General features: G+C 70.1%; 22 protein-coding genes. 16 read left to right on the top strand and 6 right to left on the bottom strand.

Features of this window, described 5'->3' with window-relative positions:
* Nucleotides 1-13: 13 nt before the first annotated feature.
* The 3 genes from ABT367_RS05595 to ABT367_RS05585 all read right to left on the bottom strand — a co-directional run bounded on the left by ABT367_RS05595 (nt 14) and on the right by ABT367_RS05585 (nt 2,949).
* Nucleotides 14-742 (bottom strand): response regulator transcription factor, encoded by a 729-nt coding sequence (locus ABT367_RS05595; protein WP_352249892.1) that lies wholly within the window; start codon nt 740-742, stop codon nt 14-16.
* 74 nt (nt 743-816) lie between these two features.
* Nucleotides 817-1,947: a S1C family serine protease gene (locus ABT367_RS05590; protein WP_352249890.1), complete on the bottom strand. Its 1,131-nt coding sequence runs from the start codon at nt 1,945-1,947 to the stop codon at nt 817-819.
* A 108-nt stretch (nt 1,948-2,055) separates the two neighbouring features.
* Nucleotides 2,056-2,949, bottom strand: coding sequence for a LysR family transcriptional regulator (locus tag ABT367_RS05585; RefSeq protein ID WP_352249889.1), 894 nt, complete (start codon nt 2,947-2,949; stop codon nt 2,056-2,058).
* Between the two features lie 366 nt (nt 2,950-3,315).
* On the opposite strand from ABT367_RS05585, the gene ABT367_RS05580 reads away from it, so the two are divergent.
* Nucleotides 3,316-4,719 (top strand): MFS transporter, encoded by a 1,404-nt coding sequence (locus ABT367_RS05580; protein ID WP_352249887.1) that lies wholly within the window; start codon nt 3,316-3,318, stop codon nt 4,717-4,719.
* 103 nt (nt 4,720-4,822) lie between these two features.
* Here ABT367_RS05580 and ABT367_RS05575 read toward each other — a convergent pair whose 3' ends face one another.
* Both ABT367_RS05575 and ABT367_RS05570 read right to left on the bottom strand, forming a co-directional pair.
* Nucleotides 4,823-5,845: a LacI family DNA-binding transcriptional regulator gene (locus tag ABT367_RS05575; protein ID WP_199553138.1), complete on the bottom strand. Its 1,023-nt coding sequence runs from the start codon at nt 5,843-5,845 to the stop codon at nt 4,823-4,825.
* A gap of 24 nt (nt 5,846-5,869) precedes the next feature.
* A complete protein-coding gene (locus ABT367_RS05570) occupies nt 5,870-6,670 on the bottom strand; it encodes a response regulator transcription factor (RefSeq protein ID WP_165334459.1) in 801 nt (266 codons plus the stop codon).
* 256 nt (nt 6,671-6,926) lie between these two features.
* Between ABT367_RS05570 and ABT367_RS05565 the strand changes: the two genes are divergently transcribed.
* The 8 genes from ABT367_RS05565 (at nt 6,927) to ABT367_RS05530 (ending at nt 12,413) form a co-directional block, all read left to right on the top strand.
* Nucleotides 6,927-7,760, top strand: coding sequence for an alpha/beta hydrolase (locus ABT367_RS05565; RefSeq protein WP_352249885.1), 834 nt, complete (start codon nt 6,927-6,929; stop codon nt 7,758-7,760).
* A 194-nt stretch (nt 7,761-7,954) separates the two neighbouring features.
* Entirely contained in the window at nt 7,955-8,209 is a 255-nt protein-coding gene (locus ABT367_RS05560) for a MoaD/ThiS family protein (RefSeq protein WP_352249883.1), read from the top strand.
* A gap of 10 nt (nt 8,210-8,219) precedes the next feature.
* The gene (locus ABT367_RS05555; protein WP_352249881.1) at nt 8,220-9,461 is read left to right on the top strand and encodes a hypothetical protein; all 1,242 of its coding nucleotides are present in this window, start codon (nt 8,220-8,222) and stop codon (nt 9,459-9,461) included.
* Nucleotides 9,462-9,619: 158 nt separating this feature from the next.
* Complete coding sequence (locus ABT367_RS05550; RefSeq protein WP_352249879.1) at nt 9,620-10,354, top strand: LmeA family phospholipid-binding protein; 735 nt, start codon at nt 9,620-9,622, stop codon at nt 10,352-10,354.
* A gap of 244 nt (nt 10,355-10,598) precedes the next feature.
* Nucleotides 10,599-10,682, top strand: coding sequence for a putative leader peptide (locus ABT367_RS05545; protein ID WP_352250015.1), 84 nt, complete (start codon nt 10,599-10,601; stop codon nt 10,680-10,682).
* A gap of 150 nt (nt 10,683-10,832) precedes the next feature.
* On the top strand, nt 10,833-11,669 hold the full coding sequence (locus tag ABT367_RS05540) for a sulfurtransferase (RefSeq protein ID WP_352249877.1): 837 nt from the start codon (nt 10,833-10,835) through the stop codon (nt 11,667-11,669).
* Between the two features lie 42 nt (nt 11,670-11,711).
* The gene (locus ABT367_RS05535) at nt 11,712-11,999 is read left to right on the top strand and encodes a DUF1416 domain-containing protein (protein ID WP_352249875.1); all 288 of its coding nucleotides are present in this window, start codon (nt 11,712-11,714) and stop codon (nt 11,997-11,999) included.
* A 150-nt stretch (nt 12,000-12,149) separates the two neighbouring features.
* Nucleotides 12,150-12,413: a DUF3099 domain-containing protein gene (locus tag ABT367_RS05530; protein ID WP_352249873.1), complete on the top strand. Its 264-nt coding sequence runs from the start codon at nt 12,150-12,152 to the stop codon at nt 12,411-12,413.
* 13 nt (nt 12,414-12,426) lie between these two features.
* On the opposite strand, the gene ABT367_RS05525 is transcribed toward ABT367_RS05530, so the two are convergent.
* Entirely contained in the window at nt 12,427-12,852 is a 426-nt protein-coding gene (locus ABT367_RS05525) for an SRPBCC family protein (RefSeq protein ID WP_352249871.1), read from the bottom strand.
* A gap of 322 nt (nt 12,853-13,174) precedes the next feature.
* Between ABT367_RS05525 and ABT367_RS05520 the strand changes: the two genes are divergently transcribed.
* The 7 genes from ABT367_RS05520 (at nt 13,175) to ABT367_RS05490 (ending at nt 18,045) form a co-directional block, all read left to right on the top strand.
* The gene (locus ABT367_RS05520) at nt 13,175-13,996 is read left to right on the top strand and encodes a hypothetical protein (protein WP_352249869.1); all 822 of its coding nucleotides are present in this window, start codon (nt 13,175-13,177) and stop codon (nt 13,994-13,996) included.
* Nucleotides 13,993-14,856, top strand: coding sequence for a hypothetical protein (locus ABT367_RS05515; protein ID WP_352249867.1), 864 nt, complete (start codon nt 13,993-13,995; stop codon nt 14,854-14,856). The genes ABT367_RS05520 and ABT367_RS05515 overlap by 4 nt, the downstream gene beginning before the upstream one ends.
* On the top strand, nt 14,853-15,734 hold the full coding sequence (locus ABT367_RS05510; RefSeq protein WP_352249865.1) for a hypothetical protein: 882 nt from the start codon (nt 14,853-14,855) through the stop codon (nt 15,732-15,734). The genes ABT367_RS05515 and ABT367_RS05510 overlap by 4 nt, the downstream gene beginning before the upstream one ends.
* A gap of 254 nt (nt 15,735-15,988) precedes the next feature.
* Nucleotides 15,989-16,561, top strand: coding sequence for an FABP family protein (locus ABT367_RS05505; RefSeq protein WP_352249863.1), 573 nt, complete (start codon nt 15,989-15,991; stop codon nt 16,559-16,561).
* A 122-nt stretch (nt 16,562-16,683) separates the two neighbouring features.
* Nucleotides 16,684-17,130 carry a MarR family winged helix-turn-helix transcriptional regulator gene (locus ABT367_RS05500; RefSeq protein ID WP_352249861.1) on the top strand — a complete coding sequence of 149 codons (447 nt, stop codon included), beginning with the start codon at nt 16,684-16,686 and terminating at the stop codon, nt 17,128-17,130.
* Nucleotides 17,127-17,567: a hypothetical protein gene (locus ABT367_RS05495; protein WP_352249859.1), complete on the top strand. Its 441-nt coding sequence runs from the start codon at nt 17,127-17,129 to the stop codon at nt 17,565-17,567. Before ABT367_RS05500 ends, ABT367_RS05495 begins: the two co-directional genes overlap by 4 nt.
* 31 nt (nt 17,568-17,598) lie before the next feature.
* Nucleotides 17,599-18,045, top strand: a complete 447-nt coding sequence (locus tag ABT367_RS05490; RefSeq protein WP_352249857.1) for a Fur family transcriptional regulator — start codon at nt 17,599-17,601, stop codon at nt 18,043-18,045.
* Nucleotides 18,046-18,069: the final 24 nt, after the last annotated feature.

Raw genomic sequence — 18,069 nt, 5'->3', positions numbered from 1 at the left:
GCGAACGAGACCTTCACTCCGCCCCACCCGTCCGCAACGCATACCCCACACCCCGCACCGTATGAACGAGCCGCGGCTCGCCCCCCGCCTCCGTCTTGCGGCGGAGGTACATCACGTAGACGTCGAGGGAGTTGGACGAGGGCTCGAAGTCGAAGCCCCAGACCGACTTGAGGATCTGCTCCCGCGTGAGCACCTGGCGCGGATGGGCGAGGAACATCTCCAGCAAGGTGAACTCGGTACGGGTGAGCTCCACGGGACGCGACCCCCGTACGACCTCACGCGTCGCGAGATTCATCCGCAGGTCGGCGAACGACAGCACATCGTCGTCGACCTGGTCCGCCGCCACCGACACCGCATACGAGCTGCGCCGCAGCAACGCCCGGATGCGGGCGAAGAGTTCATCGAGCTCGAAGGGCTTGACGAGGTAGTCGTCCGCCCCCGCGTCCAGGCCCGTGACCCGGTCGCCCACCGTGTCGCGGGCCGTCAGCATCAGGATCGGGGTCGTCGAGCCGGACGCCCGCAGCCGGCGCGCGGCGGTCAGCCCGTCCATCCGGGGCATCTGGATGTCGAGGACCACGAGCTCGGGGGAGAAGACGGCCGCCTTCTCCAAGGCCTGGATGCCGTCGGCGGCGACCTCCGTGGCGTACCCCTCGAACGCGAGGCTGCGCTGCAGCGCCTCGCGCACGGCGGGCTCGTCGTCGACGATCAGGATGCGCTGGGCTTCGCCTTCGGCGGGACTCATCGGTGGTCGTTCCTCGCGTCGCTCGGGAAGTGGACGTGGCCGTCATCAGCCTCGCACGGCCATGCCGCGCACGGTCAGGTCGTGGACCCGGCGCGCAGCGTGTCCAGGTCGGCCTTCACATCGTTGATCGGGATCGCGAAGCCGAGGCCCACGCTGCCGGAGGAGGAACCGGAGCCGGAGTTCGAGGCCGGGGAGTACATCGCCGAGTTGATGCCGATGATCTCGCCGTTCATGTCGATCAGGGCGCCACCGGAGTTGCCGGGGTTGAGCGAGGCGTCGGTCTGCAGCGCCTTGTACGTGGTCGTGGACGAGCCGGTGTCGCCGTTGAACTGCTCCCCGCCGAACTCGAACGGCCACTGGCCGCCGCCCTGCTGCCCCGGAGCCTGCTGCTCCTCGGTGGAGACGGTGACGTCACGGTCGAGCGCGGAGATGATGCCGCTGGTGACGGTGCCGGTCAGGCCCTCGGGCGAGCCGATCGCGACGACCTGGTCGCCGACGCCGACCTTGTCGGAGTCGCCGAGCGTGGCGGCCTTCAGACCCGAGGCGTTCTCGAGCTTGATGAGCGCCAGGTCCTTCTTGCTGTCCGTGCCGACGACCTTGGCCGTGTACTTCTTGCCGTCGTTCGTCTGCACCTGCACCTCGCTCGCCCCGGCGATCACGTGGTTGTTGGTGATGATCTCGCCGTCGGAGGTGATCAGCACGCCCGAGCCCGTGGAGGTACCGCTGCCGGTGCTCGCCTTGATCTCGACGATCGAGTCGCTGACCGCGTTGGCCACACCGGAGACGGTGCCCTTGCTGCCGGCGGAGGCGTTGGTGCCGTTGATGCCGGTGGGGGTGGCGCCGTTCGTACCGAAGAGCTCCTGGGCGGCGTACGCCGTGCCGCCGCCGACGGCAGCGGCGACCAGGGCGACCGCGGCGAGCACCGCTATCGGGCCGCGGGCGCGCTTCTTGTGGGCGGCGGCCGGGTGCGCGGCGGGCTCGTTGCCGAAGGCCGCCCAGCCGTTGCCGCCGTCACCGGGGCCGCCGCCGGCGGGCTCCGTGGCGGGCCAGACGGTGGTGCCGGGGGCGACGCTGACCGGTGCCGCGGGGGCGTGCGGCGGGGGCGGCGGATACGAGCCGTACGCCGGGGGCGTCGTGCCGTACGCCGTGTCGTAGGAGGGCTGCTGCTCGGGGTGGTTGCCGCTCTGGCGGTAGCTCTCGGTCATGCCTCTGAGCTTTGCCCCGGATCATGAGAGCTTCCTGAGGGGGCGCTGAGAAGCCCGGCAGAACCCCGTATGCCCCATATAAGGGAAGCCCTTCGGCGAGCAGAGGGCTCAGCCCTGCTCTGCCGCGCACACCTCCTTGGCCACCTCGATGAAGGCGCAGACCTTCACGGAGGCTTCCGTCCCGCGCCACAGCAGCCCGTACTCGAGGGGCCCGAGGTCGTCGAACGGTATGTAGACCAGGTTGGGGCGCGGGTAGTAGACCGCCCCTTGTGCGACGGCGACGGTGACACCCTCGCCCGCGGCGACCAGGGCGAGCAGCTCCTGCCAGTACCGGGTCACCGCCGAGCGCCGGACGGGCCGCCCGCTCGGTGTTCGGTCCGGGATCAGCGAGTCCCGGAAGAGGGCGGGCATCCCCTCCATCATCACGACCTCCTCCTCGGCGAGGTCCTCGACCGACACCGTCGTACGGCCCGCGAGGCGGTGGCCGCCCGACACCGCGAGCACCCGGGCGTCGCGCAGCAGCACCGGACCGACCGTCAGATCCGGCTCGTCCACCGGCAACTCGGTCAGCTGTACGTCGAGTTCGCCCGTGCGCAGGGGACCGAAGTGGTCCGACAGATGGATCTCGCGGATCTGCACCTCGCACAGGGGGTAGCGCTCGCGGAGTGCCTCCGCGACCCGCAGCACCGTCTCGCCGGCCAGCGGACTGGAGAAGCCCACGCGCAGCACGCCCGCGGTGCCGCGGGCCGTCTCGGTGACGCGCGCGAGGGCGTCGAGTACGCCCTGGTGGTGCGGGGCGACCTCGGTGCGCAGCTGGTGGCCGAGCGGGGTGAGCGTCACGCGGCGGCTGGAGCGCTCGAAGAGCGGTGCGCCGACGCGGCGTTCCAGTGTCCTGGTCATCTGGCTCACCCTGGCCCGCGAGATGAGCAGCCGTTCCGCTGTCCGGCCGAAGTGCAGTTCCTCGGCCAACACCAGGAATGTGTGCAGCTCTTGCCAGTTCATCCGCCACCCCCGTGATCGTTAAGCGCACCTTACCGAGGGGTGAGCACTTCGCCGTTGATCGCGGACTTCCCCCGCCAGCACACTGATCGGCGTCACAGGGCCGACAGCCTGGCCCACCCCCCATGCAACGACCGCCGCGAGAACCGCGGCGGCCGCTCCGTGCTGCCTTTTGCGCGGCGGAATATCCGCGTATCCGCGCATATAACAGAAGCGAAGGAATCGAGGACTCCGATGTCCCGTCACAGCGCCGAACGGCGCACATCTCAGCCACTTCAAGCACCGCAGACACCTCAAGCGCCACAGACACCTCAAGCACCTCAGGCACAGACCCCCGACCCCCGAAGATGGCTGGCGCTCACCCTGCTCGTGGCGTCCTTCTTCATGGTCATCGTCGACTCCCAGATCGTGATGCTGGCCCTGCCCGCCATCGAGACGGAGCTCGGCTTCGCGCCCGGCGGCGTCCAGTGGGTCATGAGCGCCTATCTGCTGAGCTTCGGCGGACTGCTGATGTTCGGCGGCCGTACCGCCGATCTGCTCGGCGGACGCCGGATGTTCCTCCTCGGCACGGCGCTGTTCGGCGTCGCCTCCGTCTTCTGCGGTCTCGCCTGGTCCGACGAGGTCCTGATCACCGCCCGTGTCGTCCAGGGCGTGGCCGCCGCGGTGATGACGCCGACCGCCATGGCCGTCCTGATGCACACCTTCGCGGAGGGTCCCGAGCGCAACAAGGCGCTCGGTATCTGGACCGGTGTCGGTGCGTTCGGCGCCACCGCCGCGCTGCTGATCGGCGGCCCCATCACCGACGGCCTCGGCTGGGAGTGGATCTTCTACATCAATGTGCCGGTCGTGGCCGCCGTCCTGCTGTTCGGCCCCAAGCTGCTGCGGCAGACACCGGTGCAGCCCGGCCGCCGCCGCTTCGACCCGGCCGGCGCCGTCACCATCACGGCCGCCATCGCCCTGCTCGTGTACGCCGTGTCGGAGGCGCCGCTGGTGGGCTGGGGCAGCGGGCAGACGGTCTGGATGCTGATCGCCGCGGCCGTGCTCTTCGTCCTCTTCACCGTGATCGAGGCCCGGTCGAAGGCGCCCCTGGTGCCGCTGCGGATCTTCCGCTCGGCGACCGTGGTCGGCGGCAACATCCTGATGGTCATCGTCGCCATGGCGGTGTACGGAGGCGCGCTCATCACCTCCCTGTACGCCCAGCAGGTCCTCGGCTACAGCGCAGTGAAGTTCGGCCTCAGCACCGCCGTCTACGCGGTCATGTCGATCATCGGCGCGAACGTCAGCGCCCGCCTCGTCGCCAAGGTCGGCTACAAGCCGATCGCGATCACCGGTATGGCGCTGCTCTCCGGCGGTCTGCTGCTCCTGACGCAGATCGATCCCAACGGCGGCTACTGGAGCGACCTGTTCTTCGGTCTCGTCGTCTTCGGCTCCGGTATCGGCAGCACGAACGTCGCGGCCTCGATCGCCTCGCTCACGGGCGCGAGGCCCGAGGAGTCGGGCCTGGTGTCGGGCATCAACAACGCGGTCTTCCAGATCGGCGCCGCGCTCGGCATCGCCATCGCCTCATCGGTGGCCTTCGCGTACACGACGGGCACGGACGCGGCCGGCCTGAACGACGGCTTCCAGGCGGGCTTCCTCGCCACCGCCGTGTTCGCGCTGGTCGGGCTCGTCACGGCGCTGCTCCTGCTGCTGCACCGTTCCTCCGGACAGCCCGGGACGCCGGCCGGGTCGCCTCAGGAGGAGTCCGCACAGCGTGTGCCGGTCGCGCACTGACGGTACGAGCTGACGCGTCGGGGTCCCGTTCCACCCTGTCCTGGGGCGGGGCCCCGATGGTCCGAGCGGGCGGCACGGTTGCCCGATGTTCCGGGCGGCCGGCTCAGTTGCAGCCGCAGGACTGCCGTACGACCAGCCGCGCGGGGAACTGACGCAGCCGCTCCCGGCGTGAACCGGCGACCCGCAGGGCGTCGTCGAGCACCAGGTCGACCGCCGCCCGCGCCATGGCCGGGCGGTCCGAGGCGACCGTCGTCAGGGGCGGGTCCGTCAGACCGGCTTCCTTGACGTCGTCGAAGCCGGCCACCGCCAGTTCGCCGGGCACGTCGATCCGCAGTTCGCGGGCCGCGCGCAGCACACCGATCGCCTGGTCGTCCGTCGCGCAGACCAGCGCCGGCGGGCGGTCGGGCCCGGCCAGGAGCGAGAGCGCGACCTGGTAGGCGTCATAGCGGTTGTACGGGGCCTCGAAAAGACGGCCCTCCGTGGAGATGCCCGCCTCCTTCATCGCGAGCCGCCAGCCCTCGACGTGGTCGGTGACCGGGTCGCCGACGACCGGGGTCCCCTCCGTACCGCCGAGACAGGCCACGTACGGATGACCGTGCTCGAGAAGGTGACGCGTCGCGAGCTGCGCTCCGCCGACGTCGTCCGTGACCACCGCGACATCGTCGATCGCGTCGGGCCTGCGGTGCAGCAGCACCACCCGGGCGTCCCACGCGTCGATCTCGGTCGCCGCGTGCTCGCTGGGACCCTGGCTGACCAGGATCAGGCCGGAGACCCGCATCCCGAGGAAGGCCCGCAGATAGTGCACCTCGCGCTCGTCGAGGTAGTCGGAGTTGCCGACCAGGACCATCTTTCCGCGTTCGGCGGCGGCCTGTTCGACGGCGTGCGCCATCTCCGCGAAGAACGGCTGGCGCGCGTCCGGCACGATCATGCCTATGAGATCCGTACGGCGGGACGCCATCGCCTGCGCCACCCGGTCCGGGCGGTAGCCCAGCTCCTTGATGGCGGCGAGAACCCGCTCGCGCGTGGCCGGGGCGACCGGCCGGGGACCGTTGTTGATCACATAGCTCACGACGGCGGTGGAAGTCCCCGCCAGTCGCGCCACATCGTCCCGCGTCACCTTGGCCACGCGCGGCAGTCTACGCGGGAAGAGTCACCTCTTGGCAGGCCGTACGTCAGCTTCCGTACGCTCGTCCGACAGCGCCCGGACAGGCTCGGAGCCCTTGTCCGCGTTGGCCCCTGCCTTCGCGGCCGCCTCCGCCGCGCGCTCGCCCTTGTCCGCCTTCTCCGGCGTAACAAAGCGATAACCGACGTTCCGCACCGTTCCGATCAGCGCCTCGTGCTCGGGCCCGAGCTTCGCCCGCAGCCTTCGTACGTGGACATCGACCGTCCTCGTACCGCCGAAGTAGTCGTAGCCCCAGACCTCCTGGAGCAGCTGGGCGCGGGTGAAGACCCGGCCCGGGTGCTGCGCCAGGTACTTCAGGAGCTCGAACTCCTTGAAGGTCAGGTCCAGGACCCGGCCCTTGAGCTTCGCGCTGTAGGTGGCCTCGTCCACCGAGAGATCACCGTTGCGGATCTCCATCGGGGAATCGTCGCCGGTGAGGTTCTGCCGGCCCATCGCGAGCCGGATCCGCGCCTCGACCTCGGCCGGACCTGCCGTGTCGAGGAGTACGTCGTCGATGCCCCAGTCCGCGGTGACCGCGGCGAGACCGCCCTCGGTCACCACGAGGATCAGCGGGCAGCCGGGTCCGGTGGACCGCAGGAGCTGGCACAGGCTGCGCACCTGCGGCAGATCACGGCGGCCGTCGATCAGGATGACGTCGGCACCAGGGGTGTCGACGAGAGCTGGGCCTTCGGCGGGGGCCACCCGCACGTTGTGCAGCAGCAGGCCGAGGGCGGGAAGCACCTCCGTCGACGGCTGGAGGGCGTTGGTCAGGAGCAGCAGAGAACTCATCGCTGATCACCTGACTCAGCCTTGGTCGTATGACGGTCGTGCACGTTTCGCTCGCCCATAACGTCTGGTTCCTCCTCGGTCCCTGCGAGGACGTTTACGGCACTGCTGGTGTTGCTCGTTCCGCTGGCGGGTCCCGCGCCCTGGGCCCGCCGTGCTCACCTGCCGGACAAGGGTTCAACCCTTAAACCCTGCAGAAAAGCACAAAAGGACCCGGGGGCTACGCTGCCCGGATCCTCCGAGAAGGAGAATAGCTCACATGAGTTCACCTCCGGCAGGTCAAACGGCGCGATCTTCTGTGCTACCGATCACGCGCGGGAGGCGGCGCACCACGCTGCGTACGGCGGACGGGGTGGCCATCGAGGCGGCGTACGAGCCGTGTGCGAAGGGGCCGAGCGACCTCGCGATCGTCGTGGCGCACGGGTTCACGGGCGATCTGCTCAAGCCCCATGTGCGGCGGGCCGCAGGGGTGTTCACCCAGTTCGGAGCCGTGATCACCTTCTCCTTCCGGGGCCATGGCCGCTCCGGCGGACATTCCACGGTGGGCGACCGCGAGGTGCTCGATCTCGCGGCGGCCGTCGAGTGGGCCCGCTCGCTCGGCTGCACCCGCGTCGTGACCGTCGGCTTCTCGATGGGCGGCTCGGTGGTGCTCCGGCACGGCGCGTTGCACGGGGGGCGCACGGAAGCGCGCCCTGACGCCGTGGTCTGCGTCAGCGCCCCCGCCCGCTGGTACTACCGGGGCACGCCCTCGATGCGGCGCCTGCACTGGCTGATCACCCGCCGTACGGGCCGCGCGGTCGGCCGCCACGTCCTGCGCACCCGCATCCACCACAAGGACTGGGACCCGGTCCCGCTCTCCCCGGTCGAATCGGTCCCGCTCCTCGCCCCGGCCCCGCTCTTGGTGGTCCACGGCGACAGGGACCCGTACTTCCCCCTGGACCACCCCCGGATGCTGGCCTCGGCGGCGCCGGGCGTCGAGCTGTGGGTGGAGCCGGGGATGGGGCACGCGGAACATGCGGCGGGGGACGAGCTGCTGACGCGGATCGGGGAGTGGGCAAGTACTGCCAGATCTTTCAGCCCCTGCGGCGATTGAGCAGACCCGAACGAAGTTCGGATGAAGGGGGTCGGGGGGGCGAAGCCCCCGGTTTCGGGAAGGGGCGGGCAGGGGAAGCGGGCCGCCGCAGGCGCCCACCCGCACCCCACCCACCCGCGGCAGAAAACCCGCCCAGACCCGAGCACCCCCACACACCCCGCATCATGGGATGCGAACGAAAGGAGGGCCGTCGCATGGCAAAGGGCACGATCCGCTACTGGGCCGCCGCCAAATCCGCCGCCGGCCTCGCAGAGGAGCCCTACGACGCCGAGACCCTCGCAGAGGCCCTCGACGCGGCAAGGGGCCGACACCCCGGCGAACTCGTCCGCGTCCTGCAGCGATGCTCGTTCCTCATCGACGGCGACCCCGTGGGTACCCGAGGACATGAGACCGTACGCCTTGCCGAGGGCGGCACGGTCGAGGTGCTCCCGCCGTTCGCAGGAGGGTGACCCGTACACGATGAGCGACCAGAACCAGCAGGGTTCGTACGACCCGTACGGGCAGCAGCAGCCCGACCCGCAGTGGCCCACGGGCACGCCCGGTCACGACGAGGCGCCGCACACCCAGCGCTGGCAGGGCCAGACCTGGGACACCCAGACGCACCCGCACACCCAGGCCCCCGCGGCGGACACCGCGTATCTGCCGCCGCAGAACTACGGCGCAGGCCCGCTGCCGCCCGAGGCCCCGTACCCGCAGCAGCAGTACCCGCAGGGCACCGACCCGTACGCGGCACAGGCCCCGTACGCCGAGCCGCAGTCCGCCCACCCCGCCGACCAGGGGCACGCGTACCCCTACGACGAGCGAGCCGCCGACGCGTACGCCTACAGCGCCGCGCCCGCCGCACAGCAGGCGGCCCCGCAGCAGACGTACACCCCGGCCCCCGCCGAGCCCGCCCCCGAGAGCGCGCCCGCCTACGGGCCCGCCACGGTCGTGGGCAATCAGCGGATCACCGACGCCCAGCGGGCCCGTGCCGAAGGCCGTTCGCCGATCATCGCGCCGGGCATCCAGCCCGCCGGGATCACCGCGGGGATCGGGCTGCTGCTCGCGGGCGGCGCGGCCATCGGCCCGTACGCCCTGCTCGTCCCGCTGCTCGTCCTGCAGGCGCTGACCGCGGCCGGCTGGTTCCGGCTCAACGGGATGTGGCCCGCGCGCCAGGGCATCGCCCTCGCCTTCGCGGGCGCGCTCACCGCGGACTTCGTGCTGCTCGCGGCCGGCCGTGAGCACGCGCCCGCCGCGATCATCGGCACGCTCGGCGTCTGGGTGCTGCTCACGCTGGTGCTCCAGCTGCGCTCGCGCGCGGACGCCGACGACCGGATGCAGGGCCTGATGGCCACGGTCGCATCGGCCGCGCTGGCGATCATCGCGGCCGGTTTCCTCGGAGCCTCCTCCGACGCCGCGACGGTCGGTGCGCTCGCGGTCGCGGCCGCCACGCTCGCACGCGCGCTGCCGCTGCCGTCGGTCGCCTCCGTGGTGGTCGCGCTGCTCGCGGCGGCCGGTGCGGGCATCGCCGCCGGCGGCATGACCGGTCTCGGCTCCGGCGGGGCGCTGCTCGGGTTCGGCGCCGGTGTCTGCGCGCTGATCGGTCTGCGCGTGGCCAGCTACGACTACCCGTCGCGCTTCGTCCACATGACCGCCGGCGTCGCGCTGCCGCTCGCCGCGGCCGCGCCCGCTGTGTATCTGCTGGGGCGTGCGATCGGCTGACCTGTTTTTTCGTACGGCGCCGGGGTGGCCTCTCCCGTCAGGGAGCGGCCACCCCGGCGCCGTTGTCACAGCTGTTCGACAAGATCTCCGGTGTTCGACGTTGCCGCAGGGGACACGGTTAGGCTCCCCGCAAAGACACCTGAGGTGGGGGCAACACCGTGCGCGGACTGCGAATACTCCTGATCATCGCCGTGATCCTGGGCGGACTCTTCGTCGCGGCCGACCGCATCGCCGTGGGCTTCGCCGAGGACGAGGCCGCGGACAAGATACGCACCAGCGAGGGCCTGGCCGAGAAGCCGGACGTCTCCATCAACGGCTTCCCCTTCCTGACCCAGCTCGCCGGCGGCAAGCTCGACGACGTCTCGATCGGCATCGACGACTACGAGGCCCCCGCCGAGGACGGCAAGAAGATCCGTATCGCCGAGCTGGACGCCACGATGCGCGGCGTCGAGTTCTCCGACAGCTACAGCTCGGCCACCGCCGACAGCGCCGACGGCTCCGCGCTCATCGCGTACGACGAACTCCTGAAGGCCGCGAAGGTCGAGGCCGCGCAGGTCGCGCCCGGGATGACGGCCAAGGTCGTGGGCCTCTCCGCCGCCGACAACGGCAAGATCAAGGTGGCCATCGAGGTCACCGCCTTCGGCAAGAAGCTCCCGCCGATCGGTGTCACCAGCACGGTCACCGTCGAGGACGGCAACACGGTCTACGTGCACGCCGACGCGATGCCCAAGCTGGCCGGTGTCTCCGTCGCGGACCGCAAGATGCGCGAGATCACCGACTTCAAGCAGAAGATCGACGGGCTGCCCGCGGGCATCGACCTCAAGTCGGTCCGGTCGGCCGAGAAGGGTGTGGAGATCGCGGTCACCGGCACCCAGGTCAAGCTGGTCGGCTGACCCTCCGCAGCGCTGTCTGCGGCAACCTCCGCAGCGACCTTCGCGGCACCCCTCCCGTATCGACGACGTATCCCGGAGTGCGAGACGAAGTCGTCCACCTTCGGGGTGTGACGGGCGCGACACCGCCTCCCGAGCCCCGTCACACCCGGCCTCGGGACCCTTTCATCCCGACATCCGGACGATCGCGTATCAAAATACGGACGACCGGTGACACGGCGACCGATACGTCCCTACGATCGGGCCCATGAAGCAACAGGCGGCGGATCTCACGAAGCGGCGGGCAGTGGACCTGTGCCGCGTCGCCGCCATGCTCTGTCGCACCGCCTGAGCGGGCATCCGGCCTGTCCGGCCACCAACTCCCGCTTCCCCCGGACCTCTTGAGCCGTCACGGCTCGGGGTCGCCCCGTGCCTGTGCGCGCACCCGTTTTCTGCATGCCTTGCCGCATCCCTGCCGTAACTGCCCCGGAGGAGACAGCACATGAGCCGCAACGACGTCCTGGTGGACGCCGACTGGGTCGAGGCCAACCTCGACAACCCCAAGGTCGCCATCGTCGAGGTCGACGAGGACGCCTCGGCGTACGACAAGAACCACATCAAGAACGCCGTCAAGATCGACTGGAAGCAGGACCTGCAGGACCCGGTCCGCCGTGACTTCGTCGACCAGGCCGGCTTCGAGAAGCTGCTCTCCGAGCGCGGTATCGCCAACGACGACACGGTCGTCCTCTACGGCGGCAACAACAACTGGTTCGCTTCGTACGCCTACTGGTACTTCAAGCTCTACGGTCACCAGGACGTGAAGCTCCTCGACGGCGGCCGCAAGAAGTGGGAGCTCGACTCCCGCGACCTGGTCACGGAGATCGCCGCGCGCCCGGCGACCGAGTACAAGGCCAAGGCCCAGAACACCGCGATCCGCGCCTTCCGCGACGACGTCGTGGCCGCGATCGGCACCCAGAACCTGGTCGACGTGCGCTCGCCCGACGAGTTCAGCGGCAAGCTGCTCGCCCCGGCGCACCTTCCGCAGGAGCAGTCGCAGCGCCCCGGCCACGTGCCGAGCGCCCGCAACATCCCGTGGTCCAAGAACGCCAACGACGACGGCACCTTCAAGTCGGACGACGAGCTCAAGCAGCTCTACGCCGACGAGCAGGTCGACCTCGCCACGGACACCATCGCGTACTGCCGTATCGGCGAGCGCTCGGCCCTGACCTGGTTCGTCCTGCACGAGCTGCTCGGTGTCGAGAACGTCAAGAACTACGACGGCTCCTGGACCGAGTACGGCTCCCTCGTCGGCGTGCCGATCGAGCTCGGCTCCAACTGACCGCAGCGTTCGGATCCAACTACCTCCGGAGGACAGTGACTTATGTGCGGAGCACAGGTGGGCGGCCCCGACGCCTCCACGATCAAGCCCGGTGAGACCACCATCCAGGGCCAGGTGACCCGCGACGGCGAGCCCGTCACGGGGTACGTGCGACTGCTCGACTCGACCGGTGAGTTCACCGCCGAGGTGCCCACCTCGGCGACCGGGCAGTTCCGGTTCTACGCGGCCGAGGGCACGTGGACGCTGCGGGCACTCGTGCCCGGCGGCACCGCGGACCGCACGGTGGTCGCGCAGACCGGCGGCCTCGCCGAGGTCGCGATCGCGGTCTGAGCACCGCAACGACGGCGGCTCGTACGCCGCCTCGCATACGGCCGGAGGGCCGCACCCCTGGGGGTTGGACGCCAATACAAACCATGGGGTGCGGTCCTTCGGCTTTTCGTCGTACGGCGCTGTGCGGTGCGTACGGCCTACGCTGGAGGTATGTACGCGCGGAGGCGGCACGTCTACTTCGCCATGATGGGGCTGTGCATCGGCCTCTTCGTGCTGGCGTGGGCCGTCGTCCGGTTGTGGTCGGTCCCGGTCGCGGTCGGGATGTGCGTGGTCGCCATGGTGATCCCGCCGGTCGCCGCGATCGTCGCCAACCGGCGTGGTCCTGAGGACCGGTGGTGGGACGACCCTTCGGGGGACCCCACATCGGATGAGTGGTGGGACGAGCTGGACCGCAAGCGCAAGCCGCCCCCGTAGTAGACCGGGCGGCTCACGCCTCACAGTGCGCCGCAAGCCCGGCCAGAATCATCTCGCTGCCCTCGCGCGACTGGTCATGGGCTTCCTTGGTGGTGAGGGTCTGGTTGATCGTGGCCTTCGTACCGGCGCCGCTCTCCGCGAAGACGACCTCCATGACCTCGGCCGGCTGGCCGGGCACATCCATCGTCACCAGGAGCCGCTCGCCCTCGACGACCTCACGGAACTCCCCGGTCAGCGGGAACTGCCCGCCGTCCGGCATCCCGAGCGTCGCCTTCCACGGCCCGCCCGGCCGTACGTCGAGTTCCACCGTGCCCTCGACGGCCCCGAACCAGGCCGGCCACTCGGCCGCGGTCGTGTAGGCCTGCCAGACGCGGGACACCGGGGCGGCGATCTCGCGGGAGACGGAGTAGGAGTAGCCGGCGGTGTTCTGCTCGCTCATGGTCGTATGCCTCTCATTGGTGGTGCTCCGGTCGGCGCGGTCCAAGTGGCCGCTGCTTACGGGGGTGTTGACGGGCGAGGGCGCGAGAACTCATCGCAGGTCCTGATGTGACCTGGGTCACTTGGGGTGTGCCCGTCGGGTCCGGTTGGCGGGCGTGTGCCCCGGTGGCGGAGGGTGCGAGGCGTTCTGCGGTGATGTGATTCCTCGCAGGTCAGGCGGTGTCCTAACCGTTATCGGGAGACGTACAACTCCCTGTGATTCCCGTGGGTCTTCTGGGCGCGCCGATACGGAATCGGTGAGTCCTAGGAGTCCAGGGGGGACCGTGGAACCAGCAGCACCGCCGATGCCGGAGTTCCGGCCGGCGACCGACGAGTCGCCACCGACACCGCCTCAGGCGCAGCCGCCCGAGGTGTCCGATGCGCCCGCGCGCCCGAAGCGCCGGCGCGGCCGGACGACAGCGCTGATCCTCGCCGCCGCGCTGCTCGGTACCGCGGGCGGCACGGCCGTCGGCTACACCGTCCAGGCGGAGCGGGAGCCGACGCCGTTGCCGGCGCTGTCGCAAGCGGATCTGGCGTACCCGGAGAAGTCCTCGGCGACGGCCAAGGACGCGGGGGGCATGCACAAGGCGGACGGGGATCTGCGGAAGCTGCTGCTGCCGCGGCCGTCGGGGTACCGGGACGCGTCGTTGGCGACCTTCGAGGGCGGGACGCTCTCGGACGACCGCTGGATGACGGTGCGGAGCTACATCCGGGAGTTCGAAGAGCCGCCGCGAATGCTTGAGCACCTCAACAGCATCGGTGTGCGCAGGATCGCCGCCGCCGACTGGGAGCGGGGCTCGCGATTCGTCGCCATCCGGCTGGTCCAGTTCGGCAAGGACGGGGTTGCCGGGGCCGTCGAGAACACCGCGGACCGGAAGTACTACCTGGAAACCGACGGCACCGACCGCGGTGAGTTCCGCGGGAGCGTGGACGGCAGGTGGGCTCAGATGCCCGTGGAACGGGAAGCGGGCTACCTGCCCGTGTATCACGCGCAGGCCGCAGCCTTCCGCGGTGACGTCATGGTCGAAGTGCACATCTTCGACACGAAGCCCGTCAGTAAGAAGGACATCCGCTCGTTCGCGGAGCGGCAGGTGGGACGACTGTGAACGACGTACCGCACAACGAGGCCGCGCAGAGCGCCCCTCCGACCCCGGCGCCTGCCGAGCCCCTGGGATTCGGCGCTCCTGACGCCCTGGCCTCGGGCCCTGAGTGCCCCGAGCGTTCGGCGCGCTCGCCGCGAGCGCGCCGGATCGCCGCCGTGGTATTGCCCGTGGTCCTTGTGCTCGGCAGCGCCGGCGGTGCTGGGTTCTACGTCAAGTCGACGGTGGACAAAGCCGATACGACCGTCACCACCAACCACTGGGGCAAGCGCCAGGAAGGCAGCGACCCGGCCGGCGACGCCCACCGGGGGCGCCATGACACCGAACTGTCCCAGCTCCTGCTGCCCGTGCCCGAGGGGTACCACCTCGGTCCGGACCTCGACGAGAACGGCAACGACAGTTCGCTGTCGGGCAAGCAGGCCACCGCGCAGCTCAAGGCGACCGGCCGGGGTCTCACCGGCAAGCAGCGCCGGGAGTTCAACGAGCGGATGGAGAAGTTCGGCGTGCAGGGTGTGGCCGGCCGCTCGTATGTCGACGAGCAGTCCGACCTTGTCGTGGAGACCACGGTCATCAAGGCGAAGGACCGCAAGGCGTTGAGGGATCTGCAGTCCTTGATGACCTCACTGACCGGGGAGGTTCCCGGCGCCAAGAAGGGACCGAAGATCGAGGGGCACCCCAAGGCCAAGTGCACCTTGATGCCCGCGGAGAAGGGCGTGGAGATGGACGACATGTTCTGCAGCGCGCAGGTCGGCGACGCCTTCGTCAGCGTGTACGTGTACGGCCCGAAGCCGATGAACAAGTCGGACGTCGCGGGCTTCCTGAAGAAGCAGCTCGACCACATCAAGTCGCCGGGGGAGTACGTATGACCGACCAGCAGCTGACCCCGGGCGTGCCCGGGCAGCCGGGCATCCCGGCACAGCAGTCCTGGGGCGGTGTCACCCAGGTCGAGCCCGCGGGCCCGGCCACCTGGGTGCAGCCCCCGCCTCCGAAGCCCTCGCTCAAGGACCGGCGCGTCCTGCGCGCCGTGGGCCGCTGGACGCTGGCCGTCCTCGTCTGCGGAGGGCTCGGTGCCGGCTCCGCGTACGCCATCACCTCGATGGAGCGCACCGACGTGCCGGGTCTCGCGACCCAGTCGGACGGCCGCTGGAAGTACCCGGAACTGGAACTCCCAGCGCTGCCGGCCGGGAAGCCGCGGCCCTTCGGTGAGGCCAACCCAGGCGAGATCCACCACGCCGCGCTCACTGACCTGATGCTGCCCGCCCCGGCCGGCGCGAAGAGCGACACGGGTGCGAAGGCGGTCAAGAGCAGCGAGTTCGCCGAGCAGTACGTGAAGGAGGAGCGCACCGACATCGTGAACGGTCTGCGCGACTTCGGTGCGCGCGAGATCGTGGCCCGCTCCTGGACCGCCCCCAACGGCACCGAGAGCCGGATCTACCTGGTGCGCTTCCCCTCGGTCGGCTACAAGGACGCCTTCATGGACACGATCTTGGCGCCGGCCGGCGATGTGGGCGCCAACCTGGAAGGGGTCGTCTCGACCGTCATCGACGAGCGGTGGGAGAACCCGCGCGAGGGCCGGAACACCGAGCACTACGTGTACGAGACCAATGAGGAGGGCGACGGCCGCGTCGCCTATCTCGCCTCCGGCGACACCCTCGGTCTGGTCGTCCAGTCTCACAAGGACGGCGGCGCCAAGCTCATCCCCTTCCACCAGACCGTGGTCCTGCAGACCCAGCTGCTGGACTGAGCCCGGGCCCGAAGGGCCCACCTCACAGCGACCCCCGGGCCCCAGCCGACTAAGCTGGGGCCCGGCCCGTACCTGCCACCACAGCTCACAAGGAGCACCCCCGTGCTTGAGGCATTCTTCTCAGCCCTGCTCGTTCTGGTCTGCGTCGGCGTTCTCGCCTTCGCCGGACTGACCGTGAAGAAGCTGTACCAGGGTCAGCGCTGACCGTCCGTACACGCACGTACATCCCGTACGCCCCGTACTGAGAGCAACTGATGATCGAGATCCCGTCCGACCTGAACCCCTCCCTCGTGCCCCTCGCCTTCCTGCTCGGCAACTGGGCGGGCGCGGGTGTCTCCGACTTCCCCGGCGCGGAGAAGTGCAACTTCGGGCAGGAGGTCAGCTTCAGCCACGACGGACGTGACTTCATCGAGTACCGCTCGCATACGTGGGTCCTGGACGCCGAGGGCAACAAGGTCAAGCCGCTCGAGACCGAGTCCGGGTTCTGGCGGATCGACGCCGAGCGCAAGGTCGAGGTCGTGATGGTCCGCGACGACGGTGTCGTCGAGGTCTGGTACGGCGAGCTGGCCGACAAGAAGCCGCAGATCGACCTGGCCACGGACGCCGTCGCGCGCACCGCCGCCTCCGGTCCGTACAGCGGCGGCAAGCGTCTGTACGGCTACGTCAAGGGCGACCTGATGTGGGTCGGCGAGAAGCAGACCCCCGAGGTCCCGCTCCGCCCGTACATGTCGGCGCAGCTGAAGAAGGTCGTCACGCCCGAGGAGGTCGCCGAGATGGCGCGCAACCTCGGTGATCTGCCGGACGACGGGATCGCGTTCTTCAAGTAGGCCTGGTTCCTGGGTCTGCCGGCCCCCAAGCTGTCGAAAGGCGGCACCCGTTCCCCGGGTGCCGCCTTTTGCGTGCGCTCCGACCTCGCCAAAGTTACTACGGATCCGTATAGTCCGTATACGTGAATACCGAAACCGTAGATACCGGCCCCGGGCCAGGCGGCGAAACCCTGATCGCACTGCAGCGCGCCACCCACGCGACCCTGCACGTGCTCACCGCCGAGCTCGCCGCACTGAAGCTCACGCCGTCCGAGATCAACGCGCTCGCCAACCTCGCCGACGGCCGGCCGCGCACGGTCAGCGAGCTGGGTGCCGCGATCGGATCCAAGCCGACCACGACCACGGGCGTCCTCGACCGCCTGGAGAAGCGCGGCCACCTCATCCGCGCTCTCAAGCCGGGCGACCGGCGTTCGGTGCGGATCGAGCTCACCGCACAGGGGCGGGCCGCCGCGGCCACCGTGCGCGAGGCCTTCGCGGGCCTGGAGGCACGGGCCCTCGCGGCGGTGCGGCCCGAGGACGTGGCCGGTTACCGGGCCGTGCTCGCCGCGCTCGGGGAGGCGGCGCGATGAGCCAGGCGTACCAGGACGACGACGCGATGAGCCAGGCGTACCAGGACGACGACGCGTTCGACGCGCTGATGGCCGAGGTCATGGCCACGGCCGAGCGGTTCGGCCACCGCCAGCATGTGCGGCTGACCTGGCTCGCGGTCCGCCGGCACGGCACCGAAGCGGCGATACGCCTGGTCAGCGACGGTATCCAGCGCACGGCCCGGTACGCCGGCGCCCCGCAGAAGTACCACGCGACGGTCAGCCGCGCCTGGGTCGAGCTGGTCGGGCATCACGCCCACGAGACCGACGACTTCGACGAACTGCTCGCCCGCAGGCCGGAGTTGCTCGACAAGCGGCTGCTCCTTCACCACTACACCCCGGCCGCACTCGCCGCCCAGGAGGCCCGCAGCGGCTGGGTGGCGCCGGACCGGGCGCCGTTCCCGTTCGCGGCCGCCTGAACCTGCGGGGTACCCGCCTACACTGGGCCCTGTGGTGAGCACCGACTGGAAGAGCGACCTGCGGCAGCGCGGCTACCGGCTGACGCCGCAGCGTCAGCTTGTCCTCGAAGCCGTGGACACCCTCGAGCACGCGACACCCGACGACATCCTCGCCGAGGTCCGCAGGACCGCGTCCGGGGTGAACATCTCCACGGTCTACCGCACGCTCGAACTGCTCGAGGAGCTGGGTCTGGTCAGCCATGCCCACCTCGGGCACGGCGCCCCGACGTACCACCTCGCGGACCGCCACCACCATCTGCATCTGGTCTGCCGCGACTGTACGAACGTGATCGAGGCGGACGTCTCCGTGGCCGCGGACTTCAAGGCGAAACTGCAGAACGAATTCGGCTTCGACACCGATATGAAGCACTTCGCGATCTTCGGCCGCTGCAAGGACTGCACGGCGAAGGCCGCCCCCGGTGAAGAGACCCGGAAATAAAACCGCCCCCCACCCCGTCGTTAC

It is taken from the genome of Streptomyces mesophilus (assembly GCF_040300965.1).
Taxonomy (GTDB): Bacteria; Actinomycetota; Actinomycetes; order Streptomycetales; family Streptomycetaceae; genus Streptomyces; species Streptomyces mesophilus_A.
The sequence above is the reverse complement of the archived record's forward strand: the minus strand, read 5'-3'. Positions and strand labels throughout refer to the sequence as shown.

What these genes read in the sequence shown, in the direction of transcription:
- ABT367_RS05565 (WP_352249885.1), top strand. Translation starts at nt 6,927, where the DNA reads ATGAGTTCACCTCCGGCAGGTCAAACGGCGCGATCTTCTGTGCTACCG.
- ABT367_RS05560 (WP_352249883.1), top strand. Translation starts at nt 7,955, where the DNA reads ATGGCAAAGGGCACGATCCGCTACTGGGCCGCCGCCAAATCCGCCGCC.
- ABT367_RS05590 (WP_352249890.1), bottom strand. Translation starts at nt 1,947, where the DNA reads ATGACCGAGAGCTACCGCCAGAGCGGCAACCACCCCGAGCAGCAGCCC.
- ABT367_RS05535 (WP_352249875.1), top strand. Translation starts at nt 11,712, where the DNA reads ATGTGCGGAGCACAGGTGGGCGGCCCCGACGCCTCCACGATCAAGCCC.
- ABT367_RS05595 (WP_352249892.1), bottom strand. Translation starts at nt 742, where the DNA reads ATGAGTCCCGCCGAAGGCGAAGCCCAGCGCATCCTGATCGTCGACGAC.
- ABT367_RS05510 (WP_352249865.1), top strand. Translation starts at nt 14,853, where the DNA reads ATGACCGACCAGCAGCTGACCCCGGGCGTGCCCGGGCAGCCGGGCATC.
- ABT367_RS05555 (WP_352249881.1), top strand. Translation starts at nt 8,220, where the DNA reads ATGAGCGACCAGAACCAGCAGGGTTCGTACGACCCGTACGGGCAGCAG.
- ABT367_RS05585 (WP_352249889.1), bottom strand. Translation starts at nt 2,949, where the DNA reads ATGAACTGGCAAGAGCTGCACACATTCCTGGTGTTGGCCGAGGAACTG.
- ABT367_RS05530 (WP_352249873.1), top strand. Translation starts at nt 12,150, where the DNA reads ATGTACGCGCGGAGGCGGCACGTCTACTTCGCCATGATGGGGCTGTGC.
- ABT367_RS05525 (WP_352249871.1), bottom strand. Translation starts at nt 12,852, where the DNA reads ATGAGCGAGCAGAACACCGCCGGCTACTCCTACTCCGTCTCCCGCGAG.
- ABT367_RS05570 (WP_165334459.1), bottom strand. Translation starts at nt 6,670, where the DNA reads ATGAGTTCTCTGCTGCTCCTGACCAACGCCCTCCAGCCGTCGACGGAG.
- ABT367_RS05545 (WP_352250015.1), top strand. Translation starts at nt 10,599, where the DNA reads ATGAAGCAACAGGCGGCGGATCTCACGAAGCGGCGGGCAGTGGACCTG.
- ABT367_RS05495 (WP_352249859.1), top strand. Translation starts at nt 17,127, where the DNA reads ATGAGCCAGGCGTACCAGGACGACGACGCGATGAGCCAGGCGTACCAG.
- ABT367_RS05540 (WP_352249877.1), top strand. Translation starts at nt 10,833, where the DNA reads ATGAGCCGCAACGACGTCCTGGTGGACGCCGACTGGGTCGAGGCCAAC.
- ABT367_RS05505 (WP_352249863.1), top strand. Translation starts at nt 15,989, where the DNA reads ATGATCGAGATCCCGTCCGACCTGAACCCCTCCCTCGTGCCCCTCGCC.